The 15,392-nt window shown below is 60.2% G+C and carries 12 protein-coding genes; 5 read left to right on the forward strand and 7 right to left on the reverse strand.

The genetic code is table 11. The annotated features are described in order from the left end of the window. Window positions 1-86 precede the first annotated feature (86 nt). Both HBO24_RS19085 and HBO24_RS19090 read right to left on the reverse strand, forming a co-directional pair. The gene (locus tag HBO24_RS19085; protein WP_170060105.1) at window positions 87-929 is read right to left on the reverse strand and encodes a mechanosensitive ion channel family protein; all 843 of its coding nucleotides are present in this window, start codon (window positions 927-929) and stop codon (window positions 87-89) included. 127 nt (window positions 930-1,056) lie between these two features. Continuing rightward, window positions 1,057-1,542, reverse strand: coding sequence for a YajQ family cyclic di-GMP-binding protein (locus HBO24_RS19090; protein WP_057440144.1), 486 nt, complete (start codon window positions 1,540-1,542; stop codon window positions 1,057-1,059). A gap of 137 nt (window positions 1,543-1,679) precedes the next feature. On the opposite strand from HBO24_RS19090, the gene HBO24_RS19095 reads away from it, so the two are divergent. The 3 genes from HBO24_RS19095 to HBO24_RS19105 are packed head-to-tail and all read left to right on the forward strand — an operon-like array spanning window position 1,680 to window position 5,261. Next, a complete protein-coding gene (locus tag HBO24_RS19095) occupies window positions 1,680-2,597 on the forward strand; it encodes a putative 2-dehydropantoate 2-reductase (protein ID WP_057440143.1) in 918 nt (305 codons plus the stop codon). 46 nt (window positions 2,598-2,643) lie between these two features. Then, the gene (locus HBO24_RS19100; RefSeq protein ID WP_170060106.1) at window positions 2,644-4,680 is read left to right on the forward strand and encodes a HAMP domain-containing sensor histidine kinase; all 2,037 of its coding nucleotides are present in this window, start codon (window positions 2,644-2,646) and stop codon (window positions 4,678-4,680) included. 2 nt (window positions 4,681-4,682) lie between these two features. Further along, window positions 4,683-5,261: a cob(I)yrinic acid a,c-diamide adenosyltransferase gene (locus HBO24_RS19105; protein ID WP_115128832.1), complete on the forward strand. Its 579-nt coding sequence runs from the start codon at window positions 4,683-4,685 to the stop codon at window positions 5,259-5,261. 367 nt (window positions 5,262-5,628) lie between these two features. Here the strand turns inward: HBO24_RS19105 and HBO24_RS19110 are convergent, their stop codons facing one another. The 3 genes from HBO24_RS19110 to secA form a co-directional block, all read right to left on the reverse strand. Next, window positions 5,629-6,573 carry a Nudix family hydrolase gene (locus tag HBO24_RS19110; RefSeq protein WP_057440141.1) on the reverse strand — a complete coding sequence of 315 codons (945 nt, stop codon included), beginning with the start codon at window positions 6,571-6,573 and terminating at the stop codon, window positions 5,629-5,631. 58 nt (window positions 6,574-6,631) lie between these two features. Beyond that, entirely contained in the window at window positions 6,632-7,849 is a 1,218-nt protein-coding gene (argJ, locus tag HBO24_RS19115; RefSeq protein WP_057960534.1) for a bifunctional glutamate N-acetyltransferase/amino-acid acetyltransferase ArgJ, read from the reverse strand. 121 nt (window positions 7,850-7,970) lie between these two features. Beyond that, the gene (secA, locus tag HBO24_RS19120) at window positions 7,971-10,706 is read right to left on the reverse strand and encodes a preprotein translocase subunit SecA (protein WP_115128834.1); all 2,736 of its coding nucleotides are present in this window, start codon (window positions 10,704-10,706) and stop codon (window positions 7,971-7,973) included. Window positions 10,707-11,014: 308 nt separating this feature from the next. Between secA and HBO24_RS19125 the strand changes: the two genes are divergently transcribed. Beyond that, on the forward strand, window positions 11,015-11,470 hold the full coding sequence (locus HBO24_RS19125) for a DciA family protein (RefSeq protein WP_170060107.1): 456 nt from the start codon (window positions 11,015-11,017) through the stop codon (window positions 11,468-11,470). Window positions 11,471-11,576: 106 nt separating this feature from the next. Here HBO24_RS19125 and HBO24_RS19130 read toward each other — a convergent pair whose 3' ends face one another. Further along, window positions 11,577-13,055: a helicase HerA-like domain-containing protein gene (locus HBO24_RS19130; RefSeq protein WP_057440147.1), complete on the reverse strand. Its 1,479-nt coding sequence runs from the start codon at window positions 13,053-13,055 to the stop codon at window positions 11,577-11,579. A gap of 197 nt (window positions 13,056-13,252) precedes the next feature. On the opposite strand from HBO24_RS19130, the gene HBO24_RS19135 reads away from it, so the two are divergent. Next, a complete protein-coding gene (locus tag HBO24_RS19135; protein WP_057440137.1) occupies window positions 13,253-15,142 on the forward strand; it encodes a methyl-accepting chemotaxis protein in 1,890 nt (629 codons plus the stop codon). A 24-nt stretch (window positions 15,143-15,166) separates the two neighbouring features. On the opposite strand, the gene HBO24_RS19140 is transcribed toward HBO24_RS19135, so the two are convergent. Further along, window positions 15,167-15,364 carry a hypothetical protein gene (locus HBO24_RS19140; protein WP_169959668.1) on the reverse strand — a complete coding sequence of 66 codons (198 nt, stop codon included), beginning with the start codon at window positions 15,362-15,364 and terminating at the stop codon, window positions 15,167-15,169. Between the last annotated feature and the right edge of the window lie 28 nt (window positions 15,365-15,392).

The following is a 15,392-nucleotide window of genomic DNA, read 5'->3' on the forward strand; positions in this document are numbered from 1 at the left end:
GCTTAAATAACTAGCAAGCTAGCTATCTAGTTTGTCACCGCGATTAAACTTGACCATTCAGCCAAGTTCGATCCCTGCTCCCGTCATTACTTGGCAGGTGCTTCTTGCATCACGCGAATAACGCGCTGCGGGAATGGGATATCAATCCCTGCAGCTTTCAAGCGATCCCGCGCCAGTTCATTAAACATGAACATCACATCCCAATAATCTGCAGTCTTGGTCCATACGCGCAGGGAAACAGTGATCGAACTGTCACCCAGGGTCGAAATCACGGCGACCGGCTCTGGGTCCGCCAGAACCCGTGGGTCCTTGGCCAGTTCCAGCAGCACTTCACGGGCCTTTTGCAGGTCGGCTTCGTAGTCGACACCTACGTCAAACACCACCTTGCGGGTCGGTTGGCGGTTGGTGTTGGTGATGATGCCGTTGGACAAGATGCCGTTAGGCACGATGACCGTCTTGTTGTCGCCGGTACGGATCACCGTGTGAAAGATCTGGATGCTATCGACGGTACCCGCCGTGCCCTGGGCTTCAATCCAGTCACCGATGCGGAACGGGCGGAACAGCAGGATCAGCACACCACCGGCAAAGTTAGCCAGGCTGCCTTGCAACGCCAGACCAATGGCCAGGGTCGCGGCACCGATCGCGGCGACGAACGAGGTGGTTTCGACACCAATCATCGAGGCGACACTGACAATCAGCATCACTTTGAGCACGATGTTCGCCAGGCTGGTCACAAAGCCCTGCAACGCCAGGTCAGCATTGCGCAGGGCCAGCAGGCGCCCTACCTTTTGGGTCAACTTGTTGATCAACCACCAACCAATGGCCAGGGTCAGTACCGCCAGTAATACCCGGCTGCCGTACTCCATGATCATCGGGACCCAGGCTTGGGAAGCCTTGATCAATTGATCCACTTCAGCATTCAAGTCCATCTAGATTCTCCTGTTTAGCACTGCATATAAAGGTCGCCACAGCAATTGAGCCCCGTAGGGCTCAATCGTTTCTGCAGGTTCTGGGGCGTGGGACGTCGAAATCCCTTACGGGTTCCCGAAAACCGGATCAGTCGCGGAAGTTGTTGAACTGCAGCGGCATATCAAAGGTCTTGGCGCGCAGGGCGGCAATCGCATCCTGCAAATCGTCGCGCTTCTTGCCGGTGATACGCACCTGCTCGCCCTGGATCGCGGCCTGGACCTTGAGCTTGGCGTCCTTGACGTGAGCGACGATTTTCTTCGCCAGCTCCTTGTCGATACCTTCCTTGAGCACCGCTTCCTGCTTCATCAACTTGCCCGAAGCGTAGGCATCCTTGACCTCAAGGCACTGCACATCAATCTTGCGCTTGACCAGGGCCAGCTTGAGGATCTCGATCATCGCTTCCAGCTGGAAATCGGCTTCAGCGGTCAGGTTGACCGTCAGTTCCTTTTCCTTGAACTCAAAGCTGCCTTTGCCTTTCAAGTCATAACGACGGTCCAGCTCCTTGACGGCGTTCTCGACGGCGTTGGTGACTTCGTGCTTGTCCAGTTCAGATACCACGTCGAACGACGGCATGTAGTTTCTCCAATAAAAAAGGGGCGCGGCTCAGTAAAGATGGAGCGCGCCTGGCTTGCGGGTAAAATGCCGGGGCATTATAACGACTCTTTACCCTGAGCTGCTTGGCTCACCCAGCGGCTTACGGAGCAAAATTGATGTCCACCACCTGGCATGTCCTCGGCGCAGGCAGTCTCGGCACATTATGGGCCACACGCCTGGCCCGCGCAGGCCTGCCCGTCACGCTGATCCTGCGCGATCAGGCGCGCCTGAGCCGCTATCGGGCATCTCCCGGGCTGACCCTGGTCGAGCAAGGGCATGCCCAGACTTATCCGGTGGCTGCACAAACATCCGACAGCCCCGAGCCAATTGATCGCCTGCTGGTCGCGTGTAAAGCCTACGATGCTCCTGGCGCTGTCGCACAGCTGGCACGACGCCTGACACCCAATGCCGAGGTAATCCTGCTGCAGAACGGCCTGGGCAGCCAGGATGCGGTTGCCGCCCTATTGCCCCAGGCACGCTGTATCTTCGCCTCCAGCACCGAGGGTGCGTTTCGGCAAAGTGATGGCAGCGTGGTATTCGCCGGCCACGGCTTCACCTGGCTCGGTGACGCCAGCCATCCCACGGCGCCGCTGTGGCTGGACGACCTGCACGCTGCCGGCATTCCCCACCAGTGGAGCACCGACATCCTCACGCGGCTCTGGCGAAAACTGGCACTCAACTGTGCGATCAATCCACTGACGGTGCTCTATCAATGCCGCAATGGCGGATTGCAGGCGCATCACTGCGAGGTGGCGACCTTGTGTGCCGAGCTCGGCGAGCTGCTGACGTGCTGCGGCCAGCCCGCGGCGGCAGAGAATCTGCAGGCCGAAGTGGAGCGGGTGATCCAGGCGACAGCGGCCAACTTCTCGTCGATGTACCAGGATGTGGCCAACGGGCGGCGCACCGAGATCAGCTATCTGCTCGGCCATGCCTGCCAGGCGGCCTTGCGCCATCGTTTGAGCCTGCCGCATCTGCAACAACTGCAGGTACGCCTGGCCGGCTACCTGGACGCACACGGATTGCCCAGCGACTGAGGCACGCGCTACCCTGCCAACTGGATCCTTGCCTGCGAACCACCTGATGCCACTGCGCCAGCGTCTCGAAAACCTCCCCGTCGGGCAGAAACTGCTGGCGGCCCTGCTGGTACTGCTGACCACCGTGCTGCTGGTGGCCAACCTGACCTTTATCAGCGCCGCCTATTGGATCTCCCAGGAAAGCATGGCCCCGCAAGCCTTGCAGGCAATTGGCCGGCTGGTTTCCAACCCCGCCCTCGCCGCGCAAGCCCTGGACTCTCCCGCCAACGCCGATGCCTTGCTCAACGAGCTGACCAGCTATTCGCCACTGCGGGCGGCGGCCCTGTATGACGGCGAAGGTAGTCGCCTGGCGCAACTGCAACACGGTGATCGCCTGCAACTGCCGGCGCACTATCGCGACATCGAGGCGTGGCGGGTTACCGAGTTTCGCAGCAATCAAGTCATCACCCTGCCCCGCCACGGCCTGCCCTCAGGGCATCTGCTGCTGGTGGCCAGCAGCGAACTGCCAGTCGCCTTCTACACCGGCACCCTGACCGCCAGCCTCGGCATCCTGATTTTCAGCATCCTGCTGTGGATGGTGATCGCCCGGCAGATCAAACGCCTGATTACCCGGCCCATCCACGAGTTGGAAGAGTTGTCGCGCCAGGTCACCCGCGAGGAGAACTACGCCCTGCGAGCCGGTCGCGGCAACCATGACGAAATTGGCAGCCTGGCCGAAGCGTTCAATACCATGCTGTCGCGTATCGAAGCCCGGGAACAGCAACTCAAGCGCGCGCGGGACGACTCCCAGGCCGCCTACGACCAGGCCCAGGGTCTGGCCGAGGAAACCCGGCATACCAACCGCAAGCTGGAACTGGAAGTGCAGGTTCGCAGCAAGATCGAGAAAAAACTCACCGGCTTTCAGAACTATCTCAACAGCATCATCGACTCCATGCCCTCCGCCCTGATTGCCCTGGACGAGCAACTCTACGTCACCCAATGGAACCAGGAAGCCAGCGCCCTGTCCGGCACGCGCCTGGATGAAGCCCTGAACCAGCCGATCTTCCTCGCCTTCGAACCGCTCAAGCCCTATCTGCCCCAGCTCAAGGCCACGGTGGAGCAGCACACGGTGGAGCGCATCGAGCGCGTTACCTGGATCAAGGACGACGAACCCAAGCACTATGCCCTGACCTTTTACCCGCTGATGGGTGGCGCCGGGCGCGGGGTGGTGATCCGTATCGACGACATTACCCAGCGCCTGTCCCTGGAAGAAATGATGGTGCAATCGGAGAAAATGCTGTCAGTCGGTGGGCTCGCCGCAGGCATGGCCCACGAAATCAACAACCCGTTGGGGGCAATCCTGCACAACGTGCAGAACATTCGGCGACGCCTGTCGGCGGACCTGCCGAAAAACCAGGAGCATGCCGAGCAGGTGGGCGTGGAACTGGAAACGGTCAACCGCTACCTGCAAAGCCGCGAAGTACCGCAGCTGCTCGACGGCATCCAGCAAGCCGGGGCCCGTGCAGCGAAAATCGTCACCCATATGCTCAGTTTCAGCCGCCGCAGCAACCGTCAGATGGCGCCTTGCGACCTGCCGGCCCTGATTGACCAGGCCGTGGAAATTGCCGGTAACGACTTCGACCTGACCATCGGCTTCGACTTCAAGGGCCAGGCGATCATCCGCCAGTTCGACCCATTGCTGGGCCCCGTGCCGGGCACCGCCAACGAATTGGAGCAGGTCCTGCTCAACCTGCTGAAAAACGCCGCCCAGGCCATCCACCTGCGCGAAGACGACAGCGAGCCGGGGCGCATCATCCTGCGCACCCGGCTCAACCCACCCTGGGCCGAGATCCAGGTGGAAGACAATGGCATCGGCATGAGTGAGAACGTGCGCAAACGCACGTTCGAACCGTTCTTCACCACCAAAGAAATCGGCCAGGGCACGGGGCTGGGCCTGTCGGTCTCGTACTTCATCATCACCAACAACCACAAGGGCCAGATGGAGGTTCACTCCACCCTGGGCCAGGGCACCTGTTTCACCTTGCGCCTGCCACTGGCCGGTAGCCAGCTTGCCCCCCACGAACTGACTCAACTGGAGCACTGACCATGGGCTTTCGCCTGTCGAAAATTTACACCCGTACCGGCGACAAGGGCGAAACCGGCTTGGGTGATGGCCGCCGCGTGCCCAAGGATCACCCCCGGGTGGAGGCGATCGGTGAAGTGGACAGCCTCAACAGCCAACTGGGCCTGCTGTTGGCCGGCCTTGAGGAGCAAAGCGGCCAGCATCCCGCGCTGAACGATGTGATCGAGGTACTAACACCCTGCCAGCATCGACTGTTTGACCTCGGTGGCGAGCTGGCAATGCCGGTCTACAAGGCGCTCAATGCGGGCGAGGTGGACCGCCTGGAAGCCGCGATTGATCGCTGGAATGAAGAAGTCGGGCCTTTGGAGAACTTCATCCTGCCCGGCGGTTCGGCGCTGATTGCCCAGGCCCACGTGTGCCGCAGCCTGGCCCGTAGCGCCGAGCGGCGCTGCCAGCAACTGAATGCGCTGGAGCCGTTGGAAGGGGTGGGATTGGCGTATATCAATCGGCTATCGGATTTGCTGTTTGTGGCAGCAAGGGTGATTGCCCGGAGGCAAGGGATTGCGGAGATTTTGTGGCAGGCGGCGGCTAAGCCGCACTGAGACTCTGCGGGGTTTTGTATTGTTTGGCAGGGCCTCATCGCGGGCAAGCCCGCTCCCACATTTTGATTTGTGAGTACATTCAAGTGTGGGGGATTTTGTGGCAGGCGGCTAAGCCGCACTGAAATTCTGCAGGTTTTGTATTGTTTGACTGGGCCTCATCGCGGGCAAGCCCGCTCCCACATTTTGATTTGTGAATACATTCAAATGTGGGGATTTTGTGGCAGGCGGCTAAGCCGCACTGAAATTCTGCGGGTTTTGTATTGTTTGACTGGGCCTCATCGCGGGCAAGCCCGCTCCCACATTTTGATTTGTGAATACATTCAAATGTGGGAGCTGGCTTGCCTGCGATGGGGCCAGCAATGACAACTCACACCTCAGGCCAGAACGCCCGAATCCCCGCCACACCCTGCGCCCCGCTCTCCCAGGCCTTCTCCCGCTCGTCAGGCCCAACCCCGCCCAACAGAAACACCGGTTTGCTGAAGCCCTTGATCAACTGCGCCGCCTCTTCCCAACCCAGAGGCTGCGCATCAGGGTGAGTCTGGGTCGGCTGCACCGGCGACAGAGTGACAAAATCCACGTCCATCAGTTCGGCCAATGCCAGTTCCTCGGCATTGTGGCAAGACGCCGCCAACCAGCGGTCCCTGGGCAACGGTCGGCCCTTGCTCGCGTATTTGCGCAGTTGCGCCGAGGTCATGTGCCAGCCAGCAGCCGGGAAATCACCGAGCCATTCAAACGGCCCCTTGAGCATCAATTGCGCCTTGCCAGCACACAGGCCTACGGCGTCCACCGCCAGGTCGCGGTATTTGGGGTCGTAGCCATTGGGCGCACGCAACTGGATCAGTTTGATACCACCGGCAACGGCTTTCTGGATACCACGCAACAGCACCGGGGTTTCCAGTTCGCCTGGGGTGATCAGGTAGTCGGCGGGCAAACGGGCAGCAGCAACGATGGGCGCATTGGCCGCGGGAAACTCGTAGTTCTGCAAGTCCCGTGGCGCCACCCATTCAAGGGGCTGCCCTTCCGCGCCGTGGGGCTCGCCGGTAAACGCCGAGACCTCCCAGACATCCAGCAACACCTGCTTGTCCGGGTAATCATGCTGTACCTGGATCAACGGCCGGGCCGTGGTGACCTGGATACCCAATTCTTCCTGCAGCTCTCGCCCCAGTGCGGTGAGCACCGACTCATCGGCCTCCACCTTGCCACCGGGAAACTCCCAGAGGCCGCCCTGGTGCTGGGTATCTGCACGACGGGCCAACAGAATCCGGCCATCGGTACCGCGAATGACTGCGGCTGCTACATGAACTCGTTTCACGGTTTTACGTCCTCTAAGCCGGCGCCTGCCGGGGCATTGCCAATGCCCCGGGCAGGTATCAAGTACGGTATTCGGCGTTGATCTTCACGTACTCGTGGGACAGGTCGGTGGTCCAGATGGTTTCGCTGCACTCACCGCGCCCCAACTCGATACGGATGGTGATTTCTTCCTGCTGCATCACCGCCGAGCCCTGGGCTTCGGTGTAGGTCTCAGCACGGGCGCCACGGCTGGCGATGCACACATCGCCGAGGAACACGTCGATCTTGCTCACATCCAGGTTCGGTACGCCGGCACGGCCAACCGCCGCGAGGATCCGGCCCCAGTTCGGGTCGGACGCAAACAGCGCGGTCTTGATCAATGGCGAGTGGGCCACGGTGTAACCCACATCCAGGCACTCCTGGTGATTACCGCCGCCGTTGACTTCAACGGTAACGAACTTGGTCGCGCCTTCACCGTCACGCACAATGGCCTGGGCCACTTCCATGCACACTTCAAACACCGCCTGCTTCAACGCCGCGAACAGCGGGCCGTTGGACGAAGTAATTTCCGGCAGGTCGGCCTTGCCAGTGGCAATCAACATGCAGCAGTCGTTGGTCGAGGTATCGCCGTCGATGGTGATGCGGTTGAACGACTTGTTGGCGCCATCAAGCATCAGGTTTTGCAGCACGTCACGGGAGACTTTGGCGTCGGTGGCGATGTAGCCGAGCATGGTCGCCATGTTCGGACGGATCATGCCCGCGCCTTTGCTGATACCTGTCACGGTGACGGTCACGCCGTCATGCACAAACTGGCGGCTGGCGCCCTTGGGCAAGGTGTCAGTGGTCATGATCCCGGTGGCCGCGGCCGCCCAGTTATCCACCGACAGGTCGTCCAGCGCGGCTTGCAGGGCGCCTTCGATTTTTTCCACGGGCAATGGCTCACCGATCACCCCGGTGGAGTACGGCAGCACTTGGCTGGCGTCCACGCCGGTCAACTCCGCCAGCTTGGCGCAGGTGCGCGCGGCAGCGGCCAGGCCTGGTTCGCCAGTGCCGGCGTTGGCATTGCCGGTGTTGGTCAGCAGGTAACGTACCGGGCCTTCGACGCGTTGCTTGGCGAGGATCACGGGCGCGGCGCAAAACGCGTTCAGGGTGAACACGCCGGCGATGGTCGAGCCTTCGGCACAGCGCATCACCACCACGTCTTTGCGCCCAGGGCGTTTGATGCCGGCCGAAGCGATACCGAGTTCAAAACCGGCAACCGGGTGCAACGTGGGCAAAGGACCAAGACCAACAGCCATGAATGCGCTCCTTAACGATGTGATGTCTGCACCGTCGTCGTCGACGGTGATTAAATGGCAAAACGCCGCGACGGCTGATGCCGGTCGCGGCGCGGGGGTATTGCAGCGTCAGGCAAAAATCTTAGTTGATTTCGCCGTGGCAGTGTTTGAACTTCTTGCCCGAACCGCACCAGCACGGCTCGTTGCGACCCAGCTTCTGCTCGTTGCGCACCGGCGCCTGGGCCAGGGCCACGTCGACTTCTTCGCCCAGCACTTCAGGTGCTTCAAGACCCGGTGCTTCGTCATGCTGGAACTGCATGCGCGCGGCAAGGGCTTCGGCTTCCTGGCGCAGACGGGCTTCTTCTTCGATCGGGTCTTCGCGACGCACCTGAACGTGGGACAGCACACGAATCGAATCGCGCTTGATCGAATCCAGCAACTCGGAGAACAGCGTGAACGACTCGCGCTTGTACTCCTGCTTCGGGTTCTTCTGGGCGTAGCCGCGCAGGTGGATACCGTGACGCAGGTGATCCATGGTCGACAGGTGGTCTTTCCACAGGTCGTCCAGCACGCGCAGAACGATTTGCTTCTCGAAGGTGCGCAGTGCTTCGGCACTGGCTTGCTCTTCTTTCTCGTTATACGCGGCCAGCAGTTCGGCCATCAGTTTTTCGCGCAGGGTTTCTTCGTACAGGTGGTCGTCTTCGTCGAGCCATTGCTGGACCGGCAGATCGACACCGAAGTCGCTCTTCAACGCCGCTTCCAGGCCGGCAACATCCCACTGCTCAGGCAGGGACTGTGGCGGGATATGGGCGCTGACGGTGGCGTTGAGCACGTCCTGACGGAAGTCGGCGATGGTTTCGCCAATGTTGTCGGCGGCCAGCAACGTGTTACGCATGTGATAAATCACTTTACGCTGTTCGTTGTTGACGTCATCGAACTCCAGCAGTTGCTTACGAATGTCGAAGTTACGACCTTCGACCTTGCGCTGGGCCTTTTCGATGGCGTTGGTCACCATGCGGTGCTCGATGGCTTCGCCGGACTGCATGCCCAGGGCCTTCATGAAGTTCTTTACCCGATCCGAGGCGAAGATGCGCATCAGGCTGTCTTCCAGGGACAGGTAGAAACGGCTGGAACCGGCGTCACCCTGGCGACCGGCACGGCCACGCAGTTGGTTGTCGATACGACGCGATTCGTGACGCTCGGACGCGATCACCTGCAAACCACCGGATTCCAGCACTGCCTGGTGGCGTTTCTGCCAGTCGGCCTTGATCTGGGCGATCTGCTCAGGGGTCGGGTTGTCCAGGGACGCCACTTCCACTTCCCAGTTGCCGCCCAACAGGATGTCGGTACCACGACCGGCCATGTTGGTCGCGATGGTCAGCGCGCCTGGGCGACCGGCCTGGGCAATGATCTCGGCTTCTTTTTCGTGGAACTTGGCGTTGAGGACCTTGTGCTCGATACCTTCCTTGTTGAGCAGGTTCGACATGTGCTCGGAGGTTTCGATGGTGGCAGTACCCACCAGGACCGGACGGCCGTGGGTCATGCATTCCTTGATGTCGGCGACGATGGCCGCGTATTTCTCGTCGGCGGTCAGGAACACCAGGTCGTTGTAGTCTTTACGCGCCAGCGGCTTGTTCGGCGGGATAACCATCACCGACAGACCGTAGATCTGGTGGAATTCGAACGCTTCGGTATCCGCAGTACCGGTCATGCCGGACAGCTTGTTGTACAGGCGGAAGTAGTTCTGGAAGGTGGTCGAGGCCAATGTCTGGCTCTCGGCCTGGATATTGAGTTCTTCCTTGGCTTCGATGGCCTGGTGCAGGCCTTCGGACAAACGACGACCGGGCATGGTACGGCCGGTGTGTTCGTCGACCAGTACCACCTGGCCGTCCTGAACGATGTATTCGACGTTGCGATGGAACAGCTTGTGGGCGCGCAGGCCGGCATACACGTGGGTCAACAGGCCCAGGTTGTGCGCCGAGTACAGGCTTTCGCCTTCAGCCAGCAGGCCGATCTGGGTCAGCATTTCTTCGACGAACTGGTGACCGGCTTCGTTGAGTTCGACCTGACGGGTCTTCTCGTCGATGGAGTAATGACCTTCTTTGGTCACCACGCCTTCCACTTCCTCGATATGTTGCTCAAGGCGCGGGATCAGTTTGTTGATTTCGGTGTACAGGCGCGAGCTGTCTTCGGCCTGGCCGGAGATGATCAGCGGAGTACGGGCTTCGTCGATGAGGATGGAGTCGACTTCGTCGATCACGGCAAAGTTGAGTTCGCGCTGGAATTTTTCTTCCATGCTGAACGCCATGTTGTCGCGCAGGTAGTCGAAACCGAATTCGTTGTTGGTGCCGTAGGTGATGTCGGCGGCGTAGGCGGCACGCTTCTCTTCCGGCGGCTGGAACGGCGTCACGACGCCGACGGTCAGGCCGAGGAATTCATACAGCGGACGCATCCAGTTGGCGTCCCGGCGGGCCAGGTAGTCGTTCACCGTCACAACGTGCACGCCCTTGCCGGACAGTGCGTTGAGGTAAACACCCAGGGTTGCCACCAGGGTCTTGCCTTCACCGGTGCGCATTTCGGCAATCATGCCTTCATGCAGGGTCATGCCGCCGATCAACTGGACGTCGAAGTGGCGCATGCCCATCACCCGCTTACCGGCTTCGCGGGCGACCGCAAAGGCTTCAGGCAGCAGTTTGTCGAGGGTCTCACCTTTGGCTATGCGGGCCTTGAACTCTTCGGTCTTGGCGCGCAATTGCTCGTCCGACAAAGCAACCATCTGCTCTTCGAAGGCATTGACCAGCTGCACCGTCTTGAGCATGCGTTTGACTTCGCGCTCATTCTTGCTTCCAAAAAGTTTCTTTAACAAAGGCGCAAACATATCGGCAGGTTCTTCCACACATTAGGGATGAAGGGGCGCCCCGTGAGTCGCCCGAGCAGCCCTCACGGCCGCATGCGAACGAGCATTCTACCCGGAAACGAGGGTGAGGAAAGTGGCGTTGTTCCACGATGCAGGCACAGCGTTCCCAGAGGGCTTGTTTAAAATAGGGGCTTTTTGCTGAACTTCAACCCATTCGAGTGAGAAGTTACTTATTGATTTAATGGATAAACTGCTGACAAAGCAATGACCACGGTGCCGCACACGCTTTCTGCTACCATGGCGGCTCTGTTACCTAAGGTGTCTAGATCATGGCATTTCGCCCTCTTACGGCCCGTGCTCCCGCCGTGTTGCTGCGCGAAGCCAAGCCTTTAAAAGCCATCTTTGGCCATGCGCAACGCCTGGGCCATCTGCAACGCCTCCTGGAAAGCCAACTGCAACCTGCTGCCCGCGAACACTGTCATGTGGCGTCGTGGCGTGAAGGTACGCTGCTGCTGATCGTCACCGATGGGCATTGGGCAACCCGCCTGCGCTACCAACAAAAACGCTTGCAGCGCCAGCTACAGGCATTTGAGGTATTTGAGAGCCTGCAGCGCATCCAGTTCAAGGTCCAGCCACCGACCGTGCAACAAGGTGCGGTGGGGCATACCATGGATTTGTCGGTGAATGCCGCCGAAACCATCCAGGCGACGGCAGTCGGGATTACAGATCCGAAGTTACGCGCAGCGCTGGAGCGCCTGGCCAGTCACGCCAAGCCCAAGACCTGAGAGCGGGCAGCCGCGAGTGCGGTGTGCCAGTCAGCACATGTATCGACTGATACAGCGCAATCGCGGGCAAGCCCGCTCCCCCATTGGATTGCATAGACCTGGATGGCTACTTGCGCTTGCTACCGCCAAGCAAAGACCCCAACAGCCCGCGCACCAACTGGCGGCCCATCTGGTTGGCCGCCTGCTGCATCGCCGATTTCAGGGCCTTGCCCGCGGTCGTGCCAAGAAACGCCCCGGCCTTGTCGGTGAAGCTCGGCTCTTCAGCGGCAGGCGCAGCACTCGCCTCGGGCCCCAGCTCCTTGCGTGCCATCAGCACTTCATAGGCGGATTCACGATCAATCGGCTTGTCATAGCGCCCCTGTAGGGGCGAGCCGGCAATCAACCCTGCCCGCTCGGCGGCAGTCAACGGCCCAATCCGCGACTGCGGCGGCGCGACCAGCACCCGCTGGACCACCTCGGGGGTGCCTTTTTCCTGCAGCGTACCCACCAGCGCCTCACCCGTGCCCAGCTCGGTCAATACCGCCAGCGCATCAAACGCAGGATTTGGTCGGAAACCATCGGCCACCGCCCGCAGGGATTTTTGCTCCTTGGTGGTGAACGCCCGCAGGCCATGCTGGATCCGCAAACCCAGTTGCGCCAGTACGCTATCCGGCAAGTCGCCCGGCGACTGGGTAACAAAATACACCCCCACACCTTTGGAACGAATCAACCGCACCACTTGCTCCAGGCGGTCCTGCAAGGCCTTGGGCGTATCGGCAAACAGCAAATGCGCTTCGTCGAAGAACAGTGCCAGCAGCGGCTTGTCGGCATCCCCGCGTTCCGGCAACTGTTCGAACAACTCCGCCAGCAACCACAGCAGGAAGGTCGCATAGACCTTGGGTGACTCGTGCACAAGGCGGCTGGCATCCAGCAAATGAATACGCCCTCGCCCATCGCTGGCCGGTTGCAGAATATCTTCCAGTTGCAGCGCCGGCTCGCCGAACAGAGCTTCGGCACCCTGCTGTTCCAGCACCGCCAGGCGCCGCAGCAAAGCCTGGCTGGAGCCCGTGGTCATCAGGGCCGCATCATCGCCGAGCAATTCGGGGTGGAATTTGAGGTGATTGAGCAGGGCCTTGAGGTCCTTGAGATCCAAGAGCAACAAGCCCTCGCGATCGGCCACTTTAAACGCCGCATATAAGGTCGACTGCTGGCTGTCGGTCAACTCCAGCAGGCTGCCCAGCAACAGTGGGCCCATTTCACTCAAGGTTGTACGAAGCGGATGACCGGACTGACCGTGGATATCCCACAGCGTTACCGGATATGCCTTAGGCGCGTAATTCAGGAACGGCATGCCGGCGATCCGCTCGGCCACCTTGCCCTGGGGATTGCCTGCAGCGCCCAGGCCACACAGGTCACCCTTGATATCTGCAGCGAACACCGCCACGCCAGCATCACTGAACGCCTCTGCCAGCCGCTGCAACGTCACGGTCTTGCCGGTGCCGGTAGCGCCGGCGATCAGGCCATGGCGGTTAGCCAGGCGCATGGCCTGGGCGATGGGTTGGCCTTCAAGGTCTGCGCCAATAAGAAGTTGCGAGGAGTCAGGCATTTTGTCACCCATGGTTAATCTTTAGCCCTGCACGGTCGATACAGATAAAGCGAGAGACCCAAAAAGTCTAAAAAAGTTAGGCCAGATAATTCCTGCAGGAGCAAATGGAAATATCACACTTTATTTAACGCTGTCATTTATGCGTTGCCATAAAAGACGCGCCTTGGACATTAAGACCCTAGCGGACACGACGAGCCATGAATAAAAATCTGCGCTTCAGCCACAAAATCCTGCTTGCAGCCGCCCTTATCGTCATTGCCGCATTTGCGTTGTTTACGCTGTACAACGACTACCTGCAACGCAACGCGATTCGCAATGACCTCGACAGCTACCTCCATGAAATGGGGGATGTCACCGCCAGCAATATCCAGAGCTGGCTGGCCGGACGTATTGTGCTGGTGGAAAACGCCGCCCAGAACATCGCCATCAACCCCGAGCCGAGCGTCATCGCCAGCCTGCTAGAGCAGAAAGCCCTGACATCTTCGTTCATGGCAACCTACCTGGGCGATAGCAAAGGCGGCTTCACCATTCGCCCCGATGCCAAGATGCCCGACGGCTTCGATCCACGCGTGCGCCCCTGGTACAAGGGCGCCCAGAGCAGCAATGGCTCGACCCTGACCGAGCCCTACATCGACGCCGCCACCGGCCAGTTGATCATTTCCATCGCCACCCCCAGCAGCAAGGCCGGACAAAGCGTCGGCGTGGTCGGCGGTGACCTGAGCCTGCAAACCCTGGTGGACAATATCGGCGCGCTGGACTTCGGCGGCATGGGCTACGCGTTCCTGGTCAGTGCCGACGGCAAGATCCTGGTGCACCCGGAAAAAAACCTGGTGATGAAGACCCTGGGCGAGGCGTACCCGAACCAGACCGTCAAGATCAGTGCCGACTTCAGCGAAATCGAGGTCGAGGGCAAAACCCGTATCGTCACTTTCGCCCCGATCAAGGGTTTGCCGTCAGTGAACTGGTATATCGGTCTGTCGGTAGATAAAGACAAATCCTTCGCAATGCTCAGCGAATTCCGCACCTCGGCCATTATCGCCACGGTGATTGCCGTGGCGATCATCATCGCGCTGCTGGGCATGCTGATCCGCGTGCTGATGCAACCGCTGCATGTCATGACCCGGGCCATGGAAGACATCGCCGATGGCGAAGGTGACCTGACGCGCCGCCTGACGATCCAGAACCACGACGAGTTCGGCATTCTGGGCAAAGCCTTCAACCGCTTTGTGGAGCGGATTCATACCTCGATTCGCGAAGTGTCCTCCGCCACCGGCCAGGTCAATGAAGTGGCCCTGCGCGTGGTCAGCGCCTCCAACTCATCGATGGTCAACTCCGACGAACAGGCCAACCGCACCAACAGTGTCGCGGCAGCGATCAACCAGTTGGGTGCCGCTGCCCAGGAAATTGCCCGCAACGCCGCCCAGGCCTCGAACCAGGCCAGCGACGCACGCCATCTGGCCGAAGATGGCCAGCAAGTGGTGGAGCGCAATATCAAGGCCATGACGCAACTGTCCGAGATGATCAGTGCCTCCAGCAGCAATATCGAGGCACTTAACAGCAAGACCGTGAATATCGGCCAGATCCTCGAAGTGATCACCAGTATTTCCCAGCAAACCAACCTCCTGGCACTCAACGCGGCCATTGAAGCCGCGCGAGCCGGGGAAGCCGGACGCGGGTTTGCGGTGGTGGCCGACGAGGTGCGCAACCTGGCCCACCGCACGCAGGAATCGGCGCAACAGGTGCAAAAGATGATCGAGGAGCTGCAAGTCGGCGCCCGGGATTCGGTCAGCACCATGAGCGACAGCCAGCGCCACAGCCTCGAAAGCGTGGAGATCGCCAACCTGGCAGGCGAACGCCTGAGCAGCGTGACCCAGCGCATCGGTGAAATCGACGGCATGAACCAATCGGTGGCTACCGCGACGGAAGAGCAGACCTCGGTGGTGGAGTCGATCAATATCGACATCACCGAGATCAACACGCTCAATCAGGAGGGTGTGGAAAACCTGCAGTCCACCTTGCGCGCCTGCTCCGATCTGGAGCAGCAAGCGGCGCGCTTGAAACAATTGGTGGGGAGCTTCCGCATCTAGACCTCAACACAGCAGCGCCTACATTCAGCCAACGTTGTTTCTGTCAGGGCCGGGCTTGTCGTGCGGCTCTGACTCCTCCTGCAACTGCTCCCACAACCGGGCAGCATCGGGGAAGTCCGTGCCGTCCTCGGCATCCAGGGCATCCGGGTCATAGCGGCTCAAACAGCCCTCCCCCAAGGTGGCGGGCGCCTTGGACGTGGCTTTATCCAGGGGATCACTCATGGTTCGATCCTCGCAACTGACACTAATA

The organism is Pseudomonas sp. WS 5410 (assembly GCF_012985645.1).
Classification (GTDB): Bacteria; Pseudomonadota; Gammaproteobacteria; order Pseudomonadales; family Pseudomonadaceae; genus Aquipseudomonas; species Aquipseudomonas shahriarae.

Bases quoted from the DNA above. Each gene is read 5' to 3' on its own strand.
- HBO24_RS19085 (WP_170060105.1), bottom strand. From the start codon at position 929: ATGGACTTGAATGCTGAAGTGGATCAATTGATCAAGGCTTCCCAAGCC.
- HBO24_RS19090 (WP_057440144.1), bottom strand. From the start codon at position 1,542: ATGCCGTCGTTCGACGTGGTATCTGAACTGGACAAGCACGAAGTCACC.
- HBO24_RS19095 (WP_057440143.1), top strand. From the start codon at position 1,680: ATGTCCACCACCTGGCATGTCCTCGGCGCAGGCAGTCTCGGCACATTA.
- HBO24_RS19100 (WP_170060106.1), top strand. From the start codon at position 2,644: ATGCCACTGCGCCAGCGTCTCGAAAACCTCCCCGTCGGGCAGAAACTG.
- HBO24_RS19105 (WP_115128832.1), top strand. From the start codon at position 4,683: ATGGGCTTTCGCCTGTCGAAAATTTACACCCGTACCGGCGACAAGGGC.
- argJ (WP_057960534.1), bottom strand. From the start codon at position 7,849: ATGGCTGTTGGTCTTGGTCCTTTGCCCACGTTGCACCCGGTTGCCGGT.
- secA (WP_115128834.1), bottom strand. From the start codon at position 10,706: ATGTTTGCGCCTTTGTTAAAGAAACTTTTTGGAAGCAAGAATGAGCGC.
- HBO24_RS19125 (WP_170060107.1), top strand. From the start codon at position 11,015: ATGGCATTTCGCCCTCTTACGGCCCGTGCTCCCGCCGTGTTGCTGCGC.
- HBO24_RS19130 (WP_057440147.1), bottom strand. From the start codon at position 13,055: ATGCCTGACTCCTCGCAACTTCTTATTGGCGCAGACCTTGAAGGCCAA.
- HBO24_RS19135 (WP_057440137.1), top strand. From the start codon at position 13,253: ATGAATAAAAATCTGCGCTTCAGCCACAAAATCCTGCTTGCAGCCGCC.
- HBO24_RS19140 (WP_169959668.1), bottom strand. From the start codon at position 15,364: ATGAGTGATCCCCTGGATAAAGCCACGTCCAAGGCGCCCGCCACCTTG.